A 21914-nucleotide genomic window follows, 5' to 3' on the forward strand; every position below is an offset into this window, starting at 1 on the left:
GGTTCATTCCCCCTTCTCGTGATTCAGTGCGTCCAGCATCTCGATCGCGTCTCCGTACTTCTCCTTGTAGAAATCCTTGATCGCCTGGCTTTCGTAGGCTTTCTGCAGCGCCTTCAGCTTGGGCGAACCGATCAGATCGTTGCGGGCGGCGACGATGCCTTTGTACGGCAATCCGTCTCCGGTTTCGAGCGCCAGCGCGTCCTGCTTCGGTTTGTAGCCGATCTGGACGGCCGTCCCGGCGAACAGGAAGCCGACGTCGACGTCGTCGAGCGTGCGCTGGAGCATCAGTTGGTCGACCTCCTTGAACTTGTATTTGTGCGGGTTGTCCGTAATGTCCTTCAGCGTCGCATGGATGACTTCGACGCCGTCCTTCAGCTTGAGCAACCCGAGATCCCGCAGCATGAACAGGGCGCGGCCGTTGTTCGCGGGGTCGACCGGGATGCCGATCAGGGCGCCGTCCGGCACCTCGTCGAACGACTTGTATTTTTTGGAATACAGCCCCGCAGGCGAAAACGTCGTGTAGAAAGCTCTGGAAATGTTTTTCAACCCTTGGTCTTGGACGAACTGATTGAAATACGCTTCATGTTGAAAAGAATTGCTGTCCGCTTCCCCGTCGTTGACGATTTTGTTCGGCTGGATGATGTCGTTCACGACGACGTGGTCGAGCTTGTAGCCGTCCTTGGCCAACTCCTTGCGCAAAATCTCGACGATCTCGGCATTGAACCCGCCATCGCTCATGATGTGATGGATCACCTTATCGTCGGCACCCGACGCGCTTTGGGCGGAGACCCCGGAGGACGGCGATGCGGCGTTGTCCTTTTTGCCGCCGCACGCGGCCAGAACGAGGACGAAGACGAGAGCGGCGAGAACGAAGACGGCGAATCTAGCGGACATTTTCATGGGAAGAACACTCCTTCGATGGGGTTGGATGATTCAGGCGGAATAAAAAGAAGACAAGGGCGAAGGGATCCGCTTCGCGCGCTTGTCTCCAGTGGTCTGGTCAACGTGTCAGGTATTCGTTTGTCCCGTCTGCCAGCCGAACGGCGGCCGCGTTCCGTTCACCGCGAAGTCGCCGACGACCCGTTCTTTGTAGATGAGCGGATTGTGGGAGGCGATCGTCCTGGCATTGCGCCAGTACCGGTCCAGCCCTTTCGACTTCGCGGTGGCGGACGCCCCCAGCGCATCGAAGATCGCGGCGACGGCGTCCAGCGTCAGCCGCGCCACCACCGTCTGCGCTTGCGCGACTTCGATCTCGGCCGCGACGGCCGCCCGGTCCGCGAGCTCGGAGTCTTCCGCCGATTGGGCGTCGCAGGCGCGCTGGACCGACTCGGCCGCTTGGCGCACGACCGCCCCGGCGGCATAGGCCTGGCTGCGCACGCGTCCGACAACCTGCAGCACCTGCGGATCGTCGCCTGCGCGGGCCGCGGCCGCATGCGAGTAATTCCGTTTGCGGTCGGCGACGGCCCGGGTGACGTCCGCCGCCGCCGCTCTCGCGATGCCCGTCAGCGTCGCGAGGTGGATCATCTGGACGAAAGCCGCGGCGTACTTCACGTAGGTATCGCGGGGCAGCACCTCGTCCTCTTCCACCGGCGTATCGGCGAAGGTCGTCGTTCCGCTGCCGGTCAACGTCTGGCCGAAGCCCGCCCAGTCGTCCACGACGCCGACGCCTTATTCCGCCGTCGGCACGATCGCCGTCACGACCTCCTCGTCTTCGGCCGTCGCGCTCACGACGACCCAATCCGCGTAGATCGTCCCGGTCGAATAGTACTTGGTGCCGTTCAGCCTCGGCCGGCCGTCCTTGGCCGCGAGCCGGGTGGCATATTGGCCGACCGGCGCCTCGCCGATCTCGGTGAGCGCGTTGCCGACGATCGCGCCGTCCCGGATGCGCCGCAGCCATCGCCGCTTCAGCTCGCCGTCCGGCAAGCCGAGGATCCGCTCGACGAAGCTGAAGTGGATGCGCAGCGCCTGCGGCACGTTCGAATCGGCTTCCGCGAGCTCGATCAGCAGGCCGAGCAGCTCCGGCAGCGTCGCGCCGGCGCCTCCCTCTTCTCGGGGGAGCCGCACGGCGCCAAAACCGGCCGCCTTGAGCCAGCCGATCTCTTCGTGCAGCAGCCTGCGGTCGAGTTCCCGCTCGACCGCGCCTTCGCCGATCCGGCGGAACGTCGGCCGGAACCGTTCGGCGAGCCGCTCGTAGTCGGCGGACGGTCCGCTGCCCCATCGATCTTCCGGACTTCCCATCTTCGCTCCCCCTTGCTTTATTCCGATTTGTTTTATAGGATTACTCACTATAATAGCAAGGCGCGGCGCAACCGCAACAAATAATTATCCGGAATATGGCGGTTAAACAACACATCGACGCAAATGGTTTCGTTTCCGCCACATATGCCCATGACGGAATCGAAACTGTGGGGGAAGATTACATCCACATGCACCGACCGACGGGTGACGAAGGTGTCGGTTAACCGACACAAGAAATGGGGATGTCGGGCTGATTTGCCGACGCAGCGTGCCCAAAAAAAGAGGACTATCTCAAAAGTCATCAAAGATGACTTCGGGATAGCCCTGCTTCTTCGTTTGCGACTCTTCCGTATTGCTGCTCCACCCCACAAAGTGATGTATCGCTCCGCAGCCGTATCTGATCCTTTGCGGGGACCCGGAATGCTTCCATGAAATCTGAAATGGTAACCCGTAATAAGGGGATTCCACGACGAAGCTTTCCTCAAGATGAACTTATTTTTGGGACACCCTCTGTTCTGATTGAACGGGTCAACCAATCGTCTGTCCGAAAAGCTTCCCCGGCCTATGACTGTCGGCACTTCTTTCGAGTCGCCTATGGGCCAGACTTATTCGCCATCGTTATACAGATGCACATAGTAAGCGACGATCGGATCGGCGAGCGACTGGTCCAACTCCTTGACCTGGATCGTCAAAGCCCGGAACCAGGCGCCACCGCCGCCATGCCGCTGGTAGGCCGCGCCCACTTTCACATAGCCTCCTACCTTGTCGCTTTTCTCCACGAACGAGATCATGTGGTCGCCGATCGCTTGGGAACGAATATACGGCGCCTCGCCTTATTTGAGGCCCGAGAAGGTGATCCCCCGGATAAACGCCTTCTGAACGACGAAATACAAGACGATGATCGGGAGCGTAATCATGACGCTGGTCGCCATCATGAGCTGCCATTCCGCGCCGTGCTGCGTCTTGAACGACGACAGCCCCAGCATGAGCGTGTACTGCGCTTCGTCCGACAAGTAAATGAGCGGTCCCTGATAATCCGTCCAGCTGCCCATGACTTGGAACAACCCCACCGTCAGCAGGCCGGGCTTGCAGAGCGGCAGCATGATCTGCGCGTAGATCCGCAGCTCCGAGGCGCCGTCGATCCGGCCCGCGTCCTCCAGCTCCTTGGGCAAGCCCATGAAAAATTGGCGGAGCAAAAAGATGTAGAACGGCGCCCCGAAAAAAGCCGGCAGCCAAAGCGGTACGTTCGTCCCGACCCAGCCCAAATTTTTGAACACGATAAAGATCGGGATCATCGTCACTTGATAGGGCAGCATCATGACGATCAGCGTAAGCCCGAACAGCGGCTTCGACCCCTTCCACGGAATGCGGGCCAGGCTGTAGGCAACGAGCGGGCAGGAGAACAGGACCCCGAGCGTGGCGAGCGCCGTGATGGTCAGCGTATTGCCCAAATACGAGAGAAACGGAAAATAGCTGAAGGCGTCCGGGTAATGGCTCCACATCAGGTTGCTCGGAATCCATTTCGGCGGCCAGAGGAACAGTTCTTCGTTCGGCTTCAGCGAGGTCGACAGCATCCACAGGAACGGCGACAGAAAGAAAAGACCGAACACCAGCAGGAAGAAATGGGCGGCAACGTGTTTGGCTACGAGCGGTTTGCGGCGTCTCATCGGATCACTCCTTCCCCTGGTAATGCACCCAGCGTTTTTGCGTTACGAAGATCACGATCGTCAGAACGAGCACGATGAGGAACAGGATCCACGCCATCGCGGAAGCGTAACCCATCTTGAGGTACAAGAAGGCATTCTGATACAGGTACATGACGTAAAACATGAGCGAGTCGGCTGGGGATCCCGTGCCGTTCGTCAGCGTATACGGCAGAACGAAATTTTGCATCGTGCCGATGACGCCCATGATCAGGTTGAAAAAGATGACCGGCGTCATGAGCGGCAGCGTGATATGCCTCAGCTTGCGGAGCGTATTCGCGCCGTCGACGTCCGCGGCGTCGTAGTAATCCTGGGGAATGTCCTGCAGCCCGGCCAAGTAAATGATGATGGCCTGACCCACCCCCCACAGGCTCATCAGAATGAGCGAAGGCTTGGACCAACGTTCGTCGCCGAGCCAGGGCGGACCGGAGATGCCGATCTGCTCCAGCCAATAGTTGACGAGACCGAACTGCGGATTCAGCAGCCACAGCCAGATGATCGTCGTGGCGACGGCGGGCACGAGGCTAGGGATGAAGAACAGCGTCCGGTAAACGCCTTGTCCGCGAATCTTCGTATTAAGCAGGAGCGCCAGACCGACGCCGACCGCGATGTTCAGCGGGACGGAGATAAAGGTGTAATACAGCGTATTGTAAATACTGATCCGGAACGTCCTGTCCCCCATCAGCTCCTTGTAATTGCCGAAGCCGACCCACTCGCCATGATCCAGGATGCTGTAGGTCGTGAAGCTGTAGTAAATCGACATGAGGAGCGGATACGCGCTGAACAGCAAAATGCCCAAAATCCACGGCAGAGCGAACAAAATGCCGTACAACGTCAACTTTTTCTTGTACGTCGAGGACCTCGGCTTCGCGTTCGGATCGGTTCGCAGCGCCGTCCCCGCCTGTTCGTTCGCAGCCATATGAATCGTTCCTCCCGGAAGGGATCGGCGCCTGCCGCCGAATGCCGAATGCACATGCGGCAAGCTCGTTTGACGGAGGCGCCTATCCGATTATTTCGATATTTTCGCCAATTCGTTGTCGATGTTCTTCTTCACTTCGTCGAGCAGCGCCTTCGGCTCGCCTTTGCCGTTAATGGCGAGATCCTGTACCCGGAACAGTTCGTCCCACATCTTCTGGCCGACGGGCGTGACCGGACGGAAATGCGCGGTCGGCATCAGGTCGAGGAACACCTTGAGGTTCGGGTTTTCGTCCATCTTCAGCTCGGCGTTGACGGCGGGCATCGCCGTGATGTCGTTGCCGGCGGTCGGCCGCTTCGCCCACAGCAGCGTGCCGTCGTAGCCGGCAATGAACTTCAGCAGCGTCCATGCCGCTTCCTTGTGTTTGGCGCCTTTCGGCATGACGTAGGAGAAACCGCCGGACCAGGTCGTCGGCTCGCGGCCTTCGGGCGCCGGTACCGGGATGACGCCCCACTCGAACTGAGGCTTCGTTTTCGCCAAGTCGTTGAGAATCCAGTTGCCGTCGACGATGAAGCCGACTTTGCCCGTCCAGAACGGATTGAGCCCGGTTTGGCCCATTGCGTTCGAGAAGCTCGACAGGGTGGCGATGTCGTATTTTTTCGCATAGCCGGCCATCCATTCCAGCGCCTTGACGTTTTGCGGATCGTTGATGGTCAGCTGTCCGTTGTCTTCGAACTTACCGCCCCAGTTCCAGGCAAAGGTGTAGATCGAACCTTGGCTCATCCAGGGAATAAAACCGACATTGTCGTATTTTCCGTTGCCGCCTTTTTTGAAAATCTTGTCCGCCATTTGATCGAGCTCGTCGATCGTGGTCGGCGGCTTGTCGGGATCGAGACCAGCTTCCTTGAACAGCGTCTTGTTGTAATACATCGCCCGGTCGTCCGTTCCCCACGGCAGGGCGTACGTCCGATCCTTATAGTTGGCCTCCGCCCACACCGCGGGATAATAGTCGTTTTCGTTGATGCCGTCCCGTTCGACGAGAGACGTCAGATCCTCGAGCGAGCCTTTCGCGGCCCAGGAGCCGACCATGAAGCGGTCCAATTGCGCCACATCGGGCGGATTGCCGCCCGCGACCGAGGTCAGCAGTTTGTCCGTCCCTTCGACGTACGTCATCTTCACCTTGATGTTCGGATATTTCTTTTCGAATTCGTCGATGACGTATTTCTGGTAGTCCTTCTTGAAGTCGCCGCCCCAGTTCACCCAAAAATCGACGGTTTCCTGCTTGCCGTCGCCGCCGGCGTTTCCGGCATCCGTTGGTTTGCCTGCCGACGCGTTGGTGCCGGTGCCCGAACCGCCGCCGCTGCAGCCCGTCACTGCGAGGACGGATGCAAGGGTGACGGCGGAAAGGCTTACGATCCAATTCCGTTTCTTCATAAGGCGCCTCCCTTGAAATGGTGGATACTCTTTCATCGTAAGCGCATACAAGCGGTTTGAGAGGGAGGTCGGTTTTGGATTTTCCGTGGCTATTTTTGTTCGTTTGGCGCATGGACGATCGGCAGCGCCATCGTCACGCGCGTGCCGGCCCCCCATTCGCTGTCGATCGTCAACCCGTAATCGGGTCCATAGGTGATTTTCAAGAGCGAGCTGATGTTTTTCATGGCGAAGTTGCTTCCCGTCCGGATCGACTCGTGTTCCGACAGCGCCTCGCGCAGCTCGTTCAGCTGTCCCGGCCGCATGCCGACCCCGTCGTCGGTCACTTCGAAGAGCAAGCGGTCCTCCTGCCGTTTCCAGGCGACGGTCACGCGCCCGCTCCCCTTCTTCTTCTCGATGCCGTGGAAGATCGCGTTCTCCACGATGGGCTGAAACGCGAATTTGAGCACTTCGCACGAGAGCACCTCGGGAGCGGCGGTTAACGACCAGACGATTCGGTCTTCGAACCGAATTTTCTGAATTTCGAAATAGTGCTCGATCATGGCGACTACCTCGCCCACCTTCACGAACTCCCTGCCTTCGCTTAAATTGATCCGGAAATAGCTCGACAGCGAGTGAATCATCGTGCTGATCTCGTCCACTTTATGAATCTTCGAAATCCAATGGATGGAATCGAGCGTGTTGTACAAAAAATGCGCGTTGATCTGGGAGGCGAACATTTTGAGCTGGAGTTCTTTCTGCAGCAGCTGCTGAATGTACAATTCGTCGATCAGCTCCTTGATCCGGGCGATCATCGTATTGAAGCCGCGGGACAAAAGGCCGAATTCATCCTTGCGGTTCGCCAGAATCTGTACGTCGAAATTCCCTTTCCTCGCCTCCTGCATCCCTTGAAGCAGGCGTTGGACGGGCTTGTTCAGCTGCCGCGCCGCGAACCAGGCATAGCCGAGCGCGACGGCCATGAATCCGGCGGCCAAATACAGCGTAAACCAGCCCAACATCTTGGATTCGCGCACCAGCGCTTGCGCGGGAATGAGACCGACGAGATACCAACCGTTCAAAAGCCGGGTATGCGCCACCATCGTACGTTTGCCGTCGATCGTTTTCGTCTCGAAAGAGCCCGTCCCCTCGGGCATCGAAAATGGAATCGATTTCAAAAGTTGCCCCTCTTCCCGCTCGCCGACGATCCGGTGCCGCTCGTCGACGATCATCGAAGAGCCAACCTCGCCCAAATCGATCTGCGACAGGATCGTGGCGGGATCGATCTCGATCAACATGACGCCGATCACCCGGTTCAAATCGTTCATATCCTTGATCGCCCGGCCGAAGCAAAATACCGCGCCCTGCCATCGCTCGTCCGCCCAAGGCTTAGGCACGAGGGATTGGCGCATGCCGAACCAGACGATCTTGCCGTCGCCCGCGACGATGTCGCGGTACCAGTCCGTTCGCCGCAGCGCGTCGGTCGCCCCGGGGATCGACGTGTAGCCTGTGGCGTATTTATACGAATTCGCGTATTCGCCGAACAGATAGAGATTGATCAAGTCGTTTTTGGAATTAAGCAGGTTGGCGATAAACTCGCCGATGTCCTTATTCGTCTCCTCCCGCTCGTAATTGTCCTTGAAGTCGTCCTTGATGCCTTGCTGAAGCTTCTTGCTCCCGAGCAGGTAAAAGGATCTCGTGCCGTATTCCTCCATGATGAGATCGAGCCGTTCGCCAGATTGCTGAATCGTTTGCTGCGTAATGGAGCCCACTTTGTCTTGGATGATGCGGGTCGACTTTTCGTAGAAATAGTAACCCATGATCGCGATGCTGACGGAAATGCCTACGAAGCACAGCAAAAACAAACGATGACCGACGGACGTCCATTGAAATTTCGGTAGCCATTTCATCTCCGCGCCCCCTTCTCACAGGCCGTACTCCCGGTATTGGATCGGAGTCAGCCCCTCGATCTCCTTGAATACTTTCGTGAAATGGCGGATGTCCTGATAGCCGACTTGTCCCGCAATTTCGTAGATTTTGAGCGGCGTTTCCTTCAGCAGCTTCTTCGCCGCCTCGATGCGCGCGCGAAGCACGTATCGGCTGAACGTCTCTCCCATATCCTCGTGAAACAGCTTGCTGAAATAAGATGGATTGACATATAGATGCGCCGCGACTTCGCTGAGCGACACCGATTGATCCTGCCGGCTCTCGAGGTATTGCAGCGCGCGGGCGACGAGCCATTTGCGCCCGTGTGCCGGGCGATCTCGCCGCAATGCGCGCGAAACCGCCTCGAGCAGCGCCTCTGGGATCGTTTCCATGGGGACGTTCGGAAGGTCAAGCTGTACGCTCGGCTCCGCGTCGTCCGACGGCCGGCCGCGCCGATGAAGCGCTTCGATCGTCTGGTTGACGTTCTGAAACAACAGCTTCAGCCCTCTGCGGATCGTCAGCGGCAGGCAGCGGTTCTGGTGGCTGCGCAGATGCTCGGCCAGCTCTCCCACCAGCCGCTCGATACGCTCGAAGTCGCCGATGTTCAGCTCGGCTACGAATCTGCGGTCCCAATCGGCAGGGCCGCAATAGGGAGCGTCCGCCCGGATGGCGGCAGCCAGACGACCGGCGTCCCAAACGCTGCCGCCGCCGTCGTAGAACCAAAACGCCGCCGCGTGCATCGCTTCCTCGAACATCCCGGGCAACCGGGCGAGCGATCCTTCCCCGGCGTAACCGACGCTGACGCGCACGCCGAGCATCTGGCCGGCCAGCTCGATCAAAGACGGCAAATCGGCGGCGATCGCGGGCTCCCGTCGGTCGCGCGAGGCGCGTTCGGTATGAAGCAGCGCCAGCTCCGCTTCGCCGTCCGTCGTCTGGCGGTGCAGCGGGAACGCCACGGACGGCCCGTACCTCCTCCCGATTTCCCCCAGCATGTTGCAGAGGGCGTAGACCAGGAGCGCGCGATCCCGCCCGGTTTCCGCCTTGCGCCCCCAGTCCGCGATCTTCACCGCAAACGCGCGAATCCGGTTCGGGTCGAGGTCGATCCGCAGCGTTTTCATCTGCTCCTCCGCCCAGCCCGGCGCATGGCGTTCCTTCATCAGCAGCATCGTCTCGAAAAAACGCTGCCGGGCGAGCAGCAGCGTTTCGCGCGCCGACCGGACCAAATCTCGCAGCTCGGATTCGGTTTGACGCTGCCGCTTCAGTTCCTGTACGCATCGCCGCACGACGTCCAACAGGTTGTTCTCGTGAATCGGCTTGAGCACGTAGTCGAATGCGCCGTTCTTGAGGGCGTTCCTCGCATACTCGAAATCGCTGTACCCGCTCATGATGATCACTTTCGCATCCACTTGGCGATCCCGCATGCACTTCAGAAACGTGATCCCGTCCATTCCGGGCATGACGATATCCGTGAGGACGATATCCGGCGATTGGCGCTCCATGAGCCGCATCGCTTCCTCTCCGTCCGACGCTTCGCCCGTCAAGCGGATTCCTTCCGTCGTCCAGTCGATCGTTTCGCAGATGCCTCGCCGAATCCAACGTTCATCTTCTACGACCATAAGGGAAAACAAAACGATCATCCTCTCTGTGTATGCGTTTTCGCTTCGAATTGCGCGACACGAATCTCTCGATGCTCCCCCCTCTCGTCATCCGGCGCTTGGCTACAATCCCGGATGTACCCCATAATTTAGCATAATTTGGGTGAAACCCGCATCTTCAAAAGAAATCGCCTGAACTATGAAATTCCGACATGCAAGAAACGCTTTGACGCAATCCCGGAGGTCAAGGACTTAGGGAAAGCTCTAATATCTTTGTTGGCGATGTGATTTTTTTTGATGGGATGTTTCTCCTTCCGGTTCAAAGAAACTTAGCGATTTGAAATGTTTGGGGATGTATCTCCTTCCGGTTGCTGATCCACCCCCACAAAGTGATGTATCGCTCCGAAGCGGTATCAGATACTTTGCGGGGACCCCGGGATGCCGCCATGAAATCTGAATGGGTAACCCCGTAACAAGGGGATTTCATGGCGGCAAAAGGCAAACGCTTCGCTCCTCCAGGAGATACATCCCTTTTTATTCATCGCTATTATTAAAGAACAAGAACGAAAAAGCAGCGCGGGGATCACCTCCCTCACGCTGCCTTCTTCCAATCACGACATTTTAGTTAACGGGACTGCGGCCAAGCGACCGAGGCTGCGTACCGAGTGGGAGACATCCCCTCTACCTTCTTGAACAGCTTGCTGAAATAATAGAGATCTTCGATCCCCACGCGGACGCCGACCTCCTCTACCGATAGCTTGCGTTCCGCGAGCAGCGGCTTGGCGCGCTCGATGCGCAGGCGCTGCAAATACGCCGAGACGGTCGTCCCCGTCGCCTGCTTGAACAAAGTGCCGAAGTATTTGGGGGTCAGCAGCGCGCGCGCCGCCAACCGGGTCGTGTCGAGGCGCTCCGCGTAGTGCTCCTCCATGTACCGGATCGCATCGAGCGCCATGCCCGCATGCGGGTGCCCGATCCGCACGCCTTCGCGCGTCATCAGCTCCTCGTAGACGAGCGATAGCAGGCGCAGCATCGCGGACTTCAACTGCAGACGCCCTCCGACGCCATTGAGGCGAAACGCATCGTTCAACTGCTTGAACGCTTCGTAGAAGCTCTTGACGTCGCTCGCGAGCATCGCCGCGGGGACTTCGAATTCGGACGGTTCGACGGAAGGCCGTTCCGGCAATCGGCCGATGCCCTCTTCGATCCCCTGCCCCAGGTAAACCGCGTAAGGGGAAAATTCGTGTCCGTCCCCCAAGTACATATAGTCGAAATGAACGGCGAAGCAATCCATCGGAAGCGTCCCCGTCACCTCCATGGCGTTGGTCACGTGCGGCCGGATGTAGTACAAGCCGCCTGGCTTCATCTCATGCATGCGATCGCCGATTCGGAGCCGCCCTTCGCCGCGGACGACGAATATAAACTCGCAGTCGTAAATTTGTCGGTCCTGCGATCGGGTGCCGGCGGCGATTTCGACTTCGTGCACGTAGCGAACGTAGGGGGACAACAGCCGGTGATCGATTTTTTGCGCCCCTTCCATAACATCGCCCTTTCATTCGACTTTTTTACAAATCTCCCGGATTCCTGTCCATCGAAGATACTCCTCCTCTCCATTATGCTTGATAGGGAAAGAATCTCAAGGAGGATAGATCAACATGGAGAATCACACGAAAATACAAACGCCGGTTACGCAAGCGCATATCGACTTTTACCGGGAGCACGGATTCGTCCAGATCGACGACTTGATTTCCCCCGACGAGTTGGCCGAGCTTCGCGAATACATGGAGGAAGCGATGCGGCACGAAGGCGACTTCTCCGTCGCGACCGACAAGCGAGGCGGCGCCTACTACCGGGTGCTGAACCAGAAGGTCAATCTCTGGCGGGATCATGCGGGCATCGGGAGGTATACCGCGCATCCAAGGTTCGCGGAAGCCGCGAGATTGCTGACCGGCGCTTCGGGCATCCGTTTGTTTCACGATCACGGCTTGTGGAAGATGCCGCAAGATTCCAAGGCGACGCCTTGGCATCAGGATACGCCCTATTGGCCGGTAAACGAATCGAATCCGGGCATGCTGTCGCTTTGGCTCACGCTCGACGACGTCGACGAACGCAACGGCTGCATGGCTTTCGTCCCGAAATCCAACCGGATGGGCAAGCTGAAGGGGATCGATCTGGCGAATCCGCAAAACCTGTTCGAATTCGTGGAAGGCGGACGTGCGGACGTGCACCAGCCGGTTGTCGTGCCCTTAAAGTCCGGCAGCTGCACGTTTCACGACGGCCTGACCTTCCACTACGCCCACGCCAACGTAACGGATCGTCCGCGGCGCGTGCTGGCAATCATCTACGCGCCGGACGGCGTGACCTACAGCGGAGAACCGCATATCGTGACGGACGGCGCCGGGCTAACGCCTGGCGTGCCGATCGCTGGCCCGCGTTTTCCGCTGCTCGCCCGCCAACTCCGATAAACGCCATTCCAAATGATACGGGTCCCCATGGACTGGACACCTGGAAAGCAGGTGCTCAGGCTGCGGGGACCCGTTTGTGCCTCCTGGCAGGCCCGCTCTTCCGATTCGGCATGCGTTCTCGCGCGTTGTCCGGAATCCCGTTAGCTGTTCTCGAAAGCTTCCGGCACGGCAAGGCTGCGGGAAGCCTTGATATCTTGCAGCGGCGGGCGCCCGAAGAGCCGGCGATACTCCCGGCTGAATTGGGCCGGGCTCTCGTATCCGACTTCCAACGCGGCGGTCGTCGCATTCGCGAAGCCGTTCAGCAGGAGACGCCTCGCTTCCTGAAGGCGAAGCTGCTTCTGATACTGCAGGGGAGCGATCGTCGTGACGGCTTTGAACTTGTGGTGCAGTCCCGAGACGCTCATGTTGGAAGACCGCGCCACTTCTTCGATCGTAAAGGTACGTTTATAGTGTGTCTTGATCCATTCGATCGCCTGGCCGATCCCCTCGTTCTGCTGGTTCATGAAGGCCCGTTGGACAAAAAAGTGACCGTAATCCCCCGTAAGCAAACGGAAGATCATCTCGCGTTTAATTAGCGATGACAGAAAGCGGACTTCCGACTCGGGCTTGCCCCGCAGTTCCAACAGCCGGATAAACAAGCTCTGCAGATGTTCGTCTGATTTGCCAACGTATGCTGCGAGATTTGGCTTCTTGTCGATCGGCTTTACGCTGATTCCGGCCTCCCCCATGACCGCCGCAATTTCTTCCGCCGTCAAATCGATGCGCAAGCCGATGTGCGGCGTTTGGCGCGTTGCGCCGACGACTTGACCGGAAACCGGCATATCGATCAACGAAGCCAAGTAGTCGCCCGCGCCGTAAATGATCGCGTCCTGACCGAGATGAAGCTTCTTGGTCCCTTGTAGAATCAAGCAAAATGAGGGGGTTAGAACGCCGGGCATGAACGGCGTCGGACGGTTGCGGCGAACTAGCGAGAAGAAGGGGATGGCGGTTTGGTTGCGCCCCTCCTCAAGCGGTATGGAAGCTACCATATGCAACAAATGATCCAATTTCGTCTTCATGGGCACGTCACTCCCGACCCTTTCTTTTCTCTTATTATACGCCTGTCTGCGAAGCATGCCAATGCCACTAATTGAAAATACAAATTGTATATTTGCAGGATTGAGCAATTTTTAAGCAGGAACGATCTATTTCGTGCCGCCGATTCGCGCCATAATGTCCGTTAGAACGAGAAAGGGAGGTACATCTCTTGAATGAACATTCGAAACGGATCATTCTGGCGATGATCGTCGCCTGTCAGTTGATGATGGTGCTCGACGGTTCCGTCTTGGTGACGGCGATACCCGAGATCGGCCGCTCGCTCCAGCTGTCGACGTCGGCTTTGACTTGGGTGCAAAACGCATATGTGTTGGCATTCGGCGGCTTCCTACTGTTGGGCGCGCGAGCGGGGGATATGCTGGGAAGGCGAAGGACGTTTGCGGCGGGGATCGCCTTGTTCTCCCTGGCCTCGATGCTGGCCGGCTTGGCGCCATCCGCCCCGCTTCTGCTCGCCGCCCGCGCCCTGCAGGGCATGGCTGCAGCGCTCGCGACGCCGTCGGCGCTCGCTTTGTTGTCCGTAAGCTTCTCGGAAGTCCGGGAACGCTCGAAAGCGATCGCCATTTACAGCGCCGTATCCGGAGCGGGCGGCAGCGTAGGGCTGATCGTCGGCGGGTTGCTGACGGACGCGCTTTCCTGGCGCGCCGGCATGTTCCTCAATGTGCCGATCGGCGTTGCTTTGCTCTTCCTGGTTCCCCGATATCTACGGGAGACGGAGACGAGAACGGGACGTCTGGACGTCCTTGGGGCTTTGACGTCGGTGATCGGCATGACGGCGTTGGCGTTCGGATTCGTTCAAGCCGCAGCCGTCGGATGGGGAGCGCCGGAAAGCTGGGGTTCGCTCGTTCTCGGAGGCGTCTCTTTGGCGGCTTTCGCGAGAATCGAAGCCAAGGCGAAAGAGCCGATTACGCCGCTTCGACTGTTCGCGAGCCGAACGCGAACGGGCGCTTACTTGGGTAGGCTTCTGCTGTTATGCGGAAATTATCCGATCTTCTTCTTCGTCCCGCAATTTCTGCAGAACGTTCTTCATTTCGGTGCTTTGGGGGCCGGTCTGGCGATCATGCCGTTCACGGCCGTGCAATTCGGGATGATGTATGTCATGCCATCGCTCGTCGCCCGATTCGGCAACGCCAAAGTGCTGATGGCCGGACTGGCCGTCGCGATTGCCGGCACAAGCTGGCTAAGCCGTCTCTCGGCGGATTCGAGCTTTTTCCCGCATCTGTTTTTCCCTTTGATCGTCATGGGGGCCGGCGCCGGGATGGTTTTCCAGCCCTTCACGACGCTTGGACTGTCCGGCGTGGATGCAAAGGATGCGGGAGCGGCTTCGGGGCTTGTTAACGTCGCCCACCAAACCGGCGCGTCGCTCGGACTTGCGGTTCTGATCGCCGTCTTCGAGGGGGCGAACCAGTCGGCGAAGCCTTCCGGCTCGGCTTTTGCGCATGCGATTTCCGTTTCGATCACGGGTTCGGCCGTTTTTTTGGCGGCTTCTCTCCTTGCGGTCGTGTTCCTGATGCGGCCGGCGGGCGAGGCGCGTCAGATCGCTGCGAATGAAACACGGAAGGCGTCTTGAATGTCCCGCCCTTTCCGATCTGGTTGAATTTCGGGACGACCTGTTCTAGGATGAAACGGAGGGAATGACGCCGACTGCCCGCACACAAGCACCTGTACAGCAAGATGAGCAGTGAACGATCGCCCCGATAAGAGAGGGAGGAATCATCTTGCTTACCATCGCCATTATCGTCGGAAGTACCCGCCCGGGCCGCAAAGCGCTGGACGTTGCCAAGTGGGTGCACGAGATCGCTTCGAAGCGGAGCGACGCGGCATTCGAAATCGTCGACATCGCGGACTATCGCCTGCCGCTCTATGACGAGCCCATCCCCCCGATTATGGGCAACTACAAGCACGAACATACGCGGGCGTGGTCCGAGGCGATCGATCGCTTCGACGGCTACGTGTTCGTAACGCCGGAGTACAACCACTCGACGTCTGGCGCGCTCAAAAACGCCATCGACTTTTTGTTCAACGAATGGAACGACAAGGCTGTCGGCTTCGTGGGCTACGGCAGCGCCGGCGGCACCCGCGCAGTTGAGCATCTGCGCCAAATCGCGGGCGAGTTGAAGCTCGCCGACGTTCAGGCCCAAGTCTCGCTGTCGCTGTTCCACGACTTCGAGAATTTTAGCGTGCTGAAGCCCGGCCCCAAGCAGGAAGCCTCGGTCAACAACATGCTCGGCCAAGTCGTCGCCTGGAGCGGCGCGTTGAAGCCTCTGCGCAGCTAACGAAAAGTCGGCATGTATCAAAAAAATGAGGCCTTCCCCAGTCGCCATGACTGTCGGGATGGCCTCATTTGGCTTTAGAGGACGATTTCGCGGCCGCGCTCTGCCGACTCGTAGATCGCGCTCAGGATTTTGATCATGTCGACGCCGTGCTCCGGCGTCAGAATCGGCTCTTCGCGTCCCTGCACGCAAGCGATGAAGTGGTGGATGTTCGCCGTATGCTGCGGGATCTCGTTTCCGCCGAAGTGCGGCTGCTGGTCGACCGGCGTACCGCCGTTGTCCGTGAACAGGCGAAGCCGGTCGTTCACCAGACTGAATCCGCCCTCGGTCCCCCGCCATTCCACGAACTTCTGCTCCTCCGCGATATGCGATGCCCAGCTGAACTCGATTTGCAGCGACGCGCCGTTGTCGAAGCGGATGAAGCCGGCCGCCAGATCCTCGACATCAAACGTCCCTTCCGGAACGCGTCCCGACGCGTCCGGACGATCTGCAAACTTGCGGTACGTCGAGCCCGATACGGTCACGGGCTTCGGATTGCCGCTCAGCCACATCGCCATGTCGATCATGTGCACGCCGAGATCGATGAGCGGTCCGCCGCCGGACAGCGCCTTCGTCGTGAACCAGCCGCCGCGTCCGGGAATTCCCTTGCGGCGGATCCATCCGCAGCGTCCCGTATACAGCTCGCCGAGCTGGCCCTGCGTAATGATCCGCTTGGCGAACTGCGCCGCAGCTGCGAACCGGTTGTTGCGCATCGTCATGAGCAGCTTGCCGGCATCGCGAGCGGCGTCGGCCATCTTCTGCGCCTCGACCGGATTGATCGCGTCCGGTTTCTCGCAGAACACGTGCTTCCCTTGCCGCAAGGCGGCGATGGCGATCTCGGAGTGGTACAGGTTCGGCGTGCTGACGCCGACGATGTCGATGGACGGGTCCGCGAGCAGATCGCGGTAATCTTCGTACACCTTCGTCCCCGGATAGTCCTGGACCATGGCTTCGGCGGACGCGCGGTTCGCATCGCAGAACGCGACGATCTCGACGTCGGGATGGGAAGTCCATCCCGGCAGGTGCGCGAATCTGAATATGTTGCCCGTACCGATAATGCCTACACGCAAAGTCAAATGTCATCTCTCCTTGGTTGATATGCTGCGGATGGTAAATCCCGGAATTGAAAACGCTTCGGCGATTGCCTCTTCCATTCTACCTCAACTTGGCGTTCCGCGCAGCAAGGCGGCGCCCGTCCGCGCCAATCGCGCAAACGCCGCCGCCTTCCCCGCTATTTTTTCAAGCCGGACTTCGCGAGAAACGCTTCGAATGGCTTGGTCACCTCGGCGACGTACTCTCTTCGCCAGCTTCCTTCAGCTTGCCGTAGAAGCTCGGCCACGGACTGTCGGAATCTTCTGTCAGTGGAGGATTTCCCCCCGACATCATATTTCCTTTTTCAAACACAATTAAACGGAGAATCTGATCGAACGATTGCGGCTGTTCTACTTTTGTAACCTGCCTTTGATCTTCATTATAGTAAAGATTCATTTGATCCGGAGTCCACTTCTCATGTTCACCATTCGATTTTAAGTACCACCCCAATGCGAAACCTAAAGCAACTGCAATAAGCAGCATAATGGGGATTGATTTATTGATTTTCATACATGAATTCACCTCTCTCCCACTTTGTTTTAACGAACCGGTTATTATTAAAGTTTCAAGGCTAAAGCCGGGGAATACTTCCCCCCGGCCCCGTTTAAGTATATTACATTTGCAAATGGATGCTTGCGCAGCTTTTAAAGGAAATTCGCCAGAATCTCGGTTACGCCGGAACAGCGCCGGCCACCGCCGTTTTCTGCTTTCTGTGATAGCAAACGTACGATCCGGCGATCACCGCAAAGCCGATCAGGAAAAAGGGCACGCCGCTGGCATCCCCCGACATCAACGTAGAGTACGCCGCCCCGGCCAGATCGAACGCGAGACCGGCGTACGCCCATTCTTTGACCCGCGGAAAGCCGGGGACCAAGATGGCGACCAGGCCGAGCAGCTTGGCGAAGCCGAGAAACGGCAACAAGTACGTCGGGTAACCCAACTGGCGGAACAGCTCCACCGCATCCGGCGCGTACAAGATATCGGGAATGGCGCCCACACCCATAAAAATCACCAACAGTCCGGTAAACACCCAATACCAAATCGACATTTTGTTCATGTACAAACACATCCTTTTCTTTTAATGTCATTACGTTCCAACCCGTTCCAGCACGGTCCGACGAACTCATTTGTTCTGCTGCGCCTTTAATATACCATATAAGGAATATACGTGTAAAGGAATATTTAATCGCCTCCCATTTTGCCCATGAATCGCTAACGCGGATTTAATAATTCGTTAAGAGCGAGACGATATTGTAAAATACATAGGAAAGGAGTTTTGAAGTTGAACGAGACCTTATTTCATTTTCTGAATCAATTTGCAGGCCGGTTCGACAGCATCGACGACCTCATGGCGTTTTGCGCGCAGGATATCGTGTGGATCCAGCTGCTCGTCATGGCCGGGCTTTGGTTCACCGGCAAAGCCACCAATCAAAAATTGGTTTTTTATGCGGGACTTTCTGCGGCGGTCGCCCTGCTGATCGGGTCGATGGTCATCTCGCCTGCGGTTAACCATCCGCGTCCGTTCGTCGTTCATGACATCCACCAGCTCATCCCCCATGCCCCGGACGCATCGTTCCCGAGCGATCATGCGACGCTTGCCTTTTCGCTCGCCTTCAGCGTTTATTTCGTTCGGCGCAAGCTGGGCGCCGCGCTGCTCGGCCTTGCCCTGTTAACGGGCATCGCCCGGGTGTATGTGGGCGTTCATTATCCGGGCGACATCCTGGGAGCGATCGCGCTCTCCTGGCTCGTCAGCTATGCCGTATCCCGCACGAACGGAAGATGGGATGCCCTGCCTGACGGATTGATCAAGGCGTACCGCTCGTTGACCGCGAAACTGAAGTTTCTGCCGCGGCCATGAGGAGACGACGCATGAACGTAACGCGAGTGAGCGCGGGGTTGGCCGCGCTCACCGCTTTGCTTCTGTTTCCCTGGCTCTCGTACAACGATCCCGACACGTTTTGGCATATCGAGAACGGGCGTTACATGATCGCGCACGGAACGATTCTGCATCATGCGATACATACCTTCTACGGTGACAGCTTGCCCTATGTCCCCCACGAGTTCGGATTCCAAATCCCGGAAGCACTCCTGTACGGTGCATTCGGCTGGCCGGGCATTTATCTATTGACCGCGGTCAGCTTCCTCCTGCTCATCGTCGGGTTGTACAGGCTGATGCAAATATCGCGCCAGGAAATAGGCCTGTCCGGCATGCCGGTCCTTTGCTACGTCCTTCTCGCGCTTGTCGGCGCCTGGGTGTACTACGGCTATTTCAAGAGCCGGCCGCAGATGATTTCCGCTTTTCTCATCGTCTGGTACGTCGTCTGGATGAGACGTTACGCGATGTCGGGAAGGTGGCGCTGCGCGGCGGCCATGACGCTGCTGTCGCTGGCGATCGCCAACGTCCACGCCGGGGTGTGGCTCGTCATCGCGGTGTTTTCGGGCATGCAAATCGCCGCGTCGGTGCTGGAACGGAAGTTCCGTGGACGCGACGCGGTAGTCTATGCGGCGGCCGCGATCGCCGGCTTTTTGAATCCGGGCGGCTATCGCAGCTTGTTTTACATCCTGACGGTTACCAAAAACCATTTCAATTTGCTGATCGACGAATGGCGGCGCCTCGATTTCGGTAACTGGGAAAATATCCCGATCGTGTTGGCGCTCGTCTTCTTCGCCTACGTGCTCCCGTTTTCGCTGCGCAAAAAAGCGTTCCGGATCTTCCTGGCGATCGGAATCGCTTATTTGGGGACGACCAACTTCAAGCAAAACTTGTTCTTGTGGCTGTTTCTCCCCTATTTCGCCGCGTCCGCGATGGATCGGGCGCCGCTCCTCCGCCGCATGCCGGATATCCCCGGCCCGCGTATCGCCTTCGCCGCGCTCGCGGGAATGGCCGTCGGATTCGTGCTCAATGTCGCGCTCGTCTTCGCTTTTCCTCCGCAAACGAACGCCCGCCAATACCCCGTCGACGAGATGAATTACGTGATGGCCGGCGTGCAGACCGGCGTCCGGCCGAAGGTTCTCGCCCGGTACGGGTCGTCCGGGTATGTCATGTTCCGCGGTGCGGACATCCTGTGCGATGGGAGGCAGGATCCGTTCATCACCGACGCCACCAAGGGACTATGGGGATGGACGGCATTCGAACGGTCGATGTACGGATTTTCGGACCGGCTGCCGGCCATTGTCCGGGAAGACCGGCCCGACTATGTGATCGCCCAACGGACCGTCTCCGACAAGCTGATGCAGGACTGGACGAACGCATTCGGAGAGCCGGTCTACCGAGGCCGTTATGGCGCCGTGTTCCGAATCTCCCAGGAGAAGTGATCGCCTAGCTTCCTTATGCCCTGCTCGTATCGCTCGCGGAACGTCCGCCGAAAGACTCGGCCGGCATGAGCAAATAAGAAAGTCCGATCACCGCGTAAAGAACGGCGCACAGCACGAACGGCGAAGCAACGCCTCCCCTGGCGACGACCCAGCTGCCGATCAGCGGACCGACGATCGTGCCCACGCCCTCGAGCGAAGAAAGCAGCCCCCACCCCATGCCCGGCGACTCGGCCGGCACGTGACGAGCCAGCAGCGCGTTCCAAGCCGGCAGCAGCATCGCATAGGAGATCCCCATCGCAACCGCCAGCGCCGAAGCGCCCGCCAGCGATCGGACGGCCGTCAGTCCGACCAACGCGGCCGCAAACGATCCGAATCCGCCGATTAGAAACCAGCGGCTCTTGGCGGCGTCGTACCACTTGCCCATCGGCACGAGCAGCAGGACGACGCAGGCGCCGCCAAGCACCGTGACGAGCGACAGCTCCGAGCCGGTAAGCGACAGGCGCTCGGAAGCGAACGACGACAAGGCCAGTCCTACGAGGGCGACGCCTCCGTTCGCGTGCCGGACCCCGTAAACCGGCAGGAACGAGAGCAAGTAAGCTCCTCTGACCCATTCCGCCGCGAAGAGAAGCAGGGCCATCGGCATTAGGGACGCGGGCAGCAGCTTTCCTCGCTTCCAGCTAAACATGGGCGCCGACGGCCTTCCTTTCCGCGGCGAATACCGCCGGCGCCGACGCGTTCGCCGTCCCGTCGAACCGCAAGGCTTCTAAGGCGATCCGTTCCGACGAGCGGGCGCGGTAGACGTCGGCCATCGCCGCCATCATACGCTCCGCGTGCGCCGGATCGAGCGCCATCTGCAGCTCGCGCGACAATTCGTCCAGCGTCGTCGCGATCCCTAGCGCTCCTTCTTTCGCCAACGCTTCGGCATTTCCGCTTTCTTGACCCGGCAGTGGCCGGTAGACGATCGTAGGCAAAGACATGGCCAGCGCTTCCGACAGCGTCATCCCCCCCGCCTTCGTTAGCATGCAATCGGCGATCGCCATCAGCTCGTGCACTTTGTCCGCATACCCGAGCGTATGCACGCGATCCTCCACGAGATAGACGGCGTCGACGTCTTGTTGCAATCTGCGGTTTTTGCCGCAGACGACGATCAGATCGCACTCCGTATCGCGCAGCGCCGTCTCCATCATCGCGCGGACGGAGGTTTGCACCCCGTAAGCCCCCGCCATGATGAGCACATGCCGGCGGGCCGGATCGAGTCCGTAAGCGCGGCACAAGGCGTATCGATTCATCGGCTGCGAGAACGGGTCGCGCACCGGAATGCCGGTGACGGAAATGCGGTGCTCCGGCACGCCGGCGTTCGCCAATTCTCGTTTCAGAGCCTCCGTCGCGACGAAGTAGCCGGTCGTGCGCGGATGGATCCACCGGCTGTGCAGTGTAAAGTCGGTCAAGATCGTAAAGGTCGGAATGTGGTGAGGAACGCGACGCCGCAGCTCGTCGGCGGCCAACTGCGGAAACGTGTGGATGATCAAATCGGGCCGTTCCTCCCTCCAGCTTTCCAGCAGCCGCCTGTGCCCGAAGGAATGAAACAATCGGCCGAACACCCCGTGCGGCTTGCGATTGGTCAGCCGATACAGCAGCCCGTACAGCCGCGGGGCGTGAACGGCGCTCTTCAGGTAGAAGTACCGGCTGGCCGCGTTCAGGCGCGGATGGGCTTCTGCGAATAGATCGATCAAGTCGACGCGATCGATGCCCATCTCGGCGAACGATTGCTTGACCGCGAGCGCAGCTTGCAGGTGGCCGTCTCCGAACGAGGAATAAACGATCTGAATGCGGGTCTCCGATGTCATGGCCAGCGT

General features: G+C 58.8%; 21 protein-coding genes. 5 read left to right on the top strand and 16 right to left on the bottom strand.

Annotated elements, in window-relative coordinates; translation table 11 throughout:
• Positions 1-3: 3 nt before the first annotated feature.
• The 10 genes from LKX83_RS00175 to LKX83_RS00220 all read right to left on the bottom strand — a co-directional run bounded on the left by LKX83_RS00175 (position 4) and on the right by LKX83_RS00220 (position 11322).
• On the bottom strand, positions 4-900 hold the full coding sequence (locus LKX83_RS00175; protein ID WP_227879692.1) for a MetQ/NlpA family ABC transporter substrate-binding protein: 897 nt from the start codon (positions 898-900) through the stop codon (positions 4-6).
• A 108-nt stretch (positions 901-1008) separates the two neighbouring features.
• The gene (locus LKX83_RS00180; protein WP_227879693.1) at positions 1009-1656 is read right to left on the bottom strand and encodes an acyl-CoA dehydrogenase family protein; all 648 of its coding nucleotides are present in this window, start codon (positions 1654-1656) and stop codon (positions 1009-1011) included.
• Positions 1657-1668: 12 nt separating this feature from the next.
• Positions 1669-2238, bottom strand: a complete 570-nt coding sequence (locus LKX83_RS00185) for an acyl-CoA dehydrogenase family protein (protein WP_227879695.1) — start codon at positions 2236-2238, stop codon at positions 1669-1671.
• A gap of 605 nt (positions 2239-2843) precedes the next feature.
• Positions 2844-3029: a hypothetical protein gene (locus LKX83_RS00190; protein WP_227879696.1), complete on the bottom strand. Its 186-nt coding sequence runs from the start codon at positions 3027-3029 to the stop codon at positions 2844-2846.
• A 42-nt stretch (positions 3030-3071) separates the two neighbouring features.
• Positions 3072-3905, bottom strand: a complete 834-nt coding sequence (locus LKX83_RS00195) for a carbohydrate ABC transporter permease (RefSeq protein ID WP_227879697.1) — start codon at positions 3903-3905, stop codon at positions 3072-3074.
• Between the two features lie 4 nt (positions 3906-3909).
• On the bottom strand, positions 3910-4860 hold the full coding sequence (locus LKX83_RS00200) for a carbohydrate ABC transporter permease (protein WP_227879699.1): 951 nt from the start codon (positions 4858-4860) through the stop codon (positions 3910-3912).
• A gap of 90 nt (positions 4861-4950) precedes the next feature.
• Entirely contained in the window at positions 4951-6291 is a 1341-nt protein-coding gene (locus LKX83_RS00205; RefSeq protein WP_227879702.1) for an ABC transporter substrate-binding protein, read from the bottom strand.
• A gap of 89 nt (positions 6292-6380) precedes the next feature.
• The gene (locus tag LKX83_RS00210; protein WP_227879704.1) at positions 6381-8174 is read right to left on the bottom strand and encodes a cache domain-containing sensor histidine kinase; all 1794 of its coding nucleotides are present in this window, start codon (positions 8172-8174) and stop codon (positions 6381-6383) included.
• Positions 8175-8189: 15 nt separating this feature from the next.
• Entirely contained in the window at positions 8190-9818 is a 1629-nt protein-coding gene (locus LKX83_RS00215; RefSeq protein ID WP_227879705.1) for a response regulator, read from the bottom strand.
• 592 nt (positions 9819-10410) lie between these two features.
• The gene (locus LKX83_RS00220) at positions 10411-11322 is read right to left on the bottom strand and encodes an AraC family transcriptional regulator (RefSeq protein ID WP_227879707.1); all 912 of its coding nucleotides are present in this window, start codon (positions 11320-11322) and stop codon (positions 10411-10413) included.
• A 115-nt stretch (positions 11323-11437) separates the two neighbouring features.
• Between LKX83_RS00220 and LKX83_RS00225 the strand changes: the two genes are divergently transcribed.
• Positions 11438-12247: a phytanoyl-CoA dioxygenase family protein gene (locus LKX83_RS00225; RefSeq protein ID WP_227879711.1), complete on the top strand. Its 810-nt coding sequence runs from the start codon at positions 11438-11440 to the stop codon at positions 12245-12247.
• Positions 12248-12387: 140 nt separating this feature from the next.
• Here LKX83_RS00225 and LKX83_RS00230 read toward each other — a convergent pair whose 3' ends face one another.
• Positions 12388-13305 (bottom strand): AraC family transcriptional regulator, encoded by a 918-nt coding sequence (locus tag LKX83_RS00230; RefSeq protein ID WP_227879713.1) that lies wholly within the window; start codon positions 13303-13305, stop codon positions 12388-12390.
• Positions 13306-13493: 188 nt separating this feature from the next.
• Between LKX83_RS00230 and LKX83_RS00235 the strand changes: the two genes are divergently transcribed.
• Positions 13494-14909, top strand: coding sequence for an MFS transporter (locus LKX83_RS00235; protein ID WP_227879714.1), 1416 nt, complete (start codon positions 13494-13496; stop codon positions 14907-14909).
• Between the two features lie 148 nt (positions 14910-15057).
• A complete protein-coding gene (locus tag LKX83_RS00240; RefSeq protein ID WP_227879715.1) occupies positions 15058-15615 on the top strand; it encodes an NADPH-dependent FMN reductase in 558 nt (185 codons plus the stop codon).
• A gap of 74 nt (positions 15616-15689) precedes the next feature.
• On the opposite strand, the gene LKX83_RS00245 is transcribed toward LKX83_RS00240, so the two are convergent.
• From LKX83_RS00245 to LKX83_RS00255, 3 genes are all read right to left on the bottom strand, one after another.
• On the bottom strand, positions 15690-16727 hold the full coding sequence (locus LKX83_RS00245) for a Gfo/Idh/MocA family protein (protein WP_227879717.1): 1038 nt from the start codon (positions 16725-16727) through the stop codon (positions 15690-15692).
• Between the two features lie 202 nt (positions 16728-16929).
• A complete protein-coding gene (locus LKX83_RS00250) occupies positions 16930-17253 on the bottom strand; it encodes a hypothetical protein (RefSeq protein WP_227879719.1) in 324 nt (107 codons plus the stop codon).
• Between the two features lie 160 nt (positions 17254-17413).
• Positions 17414-17800: a DoxX family protein gene (locus tag LKX83_RS00255; RefSeq protein ID WP_227879721.1), complete on the bottom strand. Its 387-nt coding sequence runs from the start codon at positions 17798-17800 to the stop codon at positions 17414-17416.
• Positions 17801-18025: 225 nt separating this feature from the next.
• On the opposite strand from LKX83_RS00255, the gene LKX83_RS00260 reads away from it, so the two are divergent.
• Together LKX83_RS00260 and LKX83_RS00265 are read left to right on the top strand one after the other, a co-directional pair.
• Positions 18026-18601 carry an undecaprenyl-diphosphatase gene (locus LKX83_RS00260; RefSeq protein ID WP_227879722.1) on the top strand — a complete coding sequence of 192 codons (576 nt, stop codon included), beginning with the start codon at positions 18026-18028 and terminating at the stop codon, positions 18599-18601.
• Between the two features lie 11 nt (positions 18602-18612).
• Entirely contained in the window at positions 18613-20058 is a 1446-nt protein-coding gene (locus LKX83_RS00265; protein WP_227879724.1) for a hypothetical protein, read from the top strand.
• Between the two features lie 13 nt (positions 20059-20071).
• Here LKX83_RS00265 and LKX83_RS00270 read toward each other — a convergent pair whose 3' ends face one another.
• Together LKX83_RS00270 and LKX83_RS00275 are read right to left on the bottom strand one after the other, a co-directional pair.
• Positions 20072-20743 (bottom strand): MFS transporter, encoded by a 672-nt coding sequence (locus LKX83_RS00270; protein ID WP_227879725.1) that lies wholly within the window; start codon positions 20741-20743, stop codon positions 20072-20074.
• Positions 20736-21905, bottom strand: a complete 1170-nt coding sequence (locus LKX83_RS00275; RefSeq protein ID WP_227879726.1) for an MGDG synthase family glycosyltransferase — start codon at positions 21903-21905, stop codon at positions 20736-20738. Before LKX83_RS00275 ends, LKX83_RS00270 begins: the two co-directional genes overlap by 8 nt.
• Positions 21906-21914: the final 9 nt, after the last annotated feature.

The sequence above is a fragment of the Cohnella baijiui genome (assembly GCF_020731285.1).
Classification (GTDB): domain Bacteria; phylum Bacillota; class Bacilli; order Paenibacillales; family Paenibacillaceae; genus Cohnella.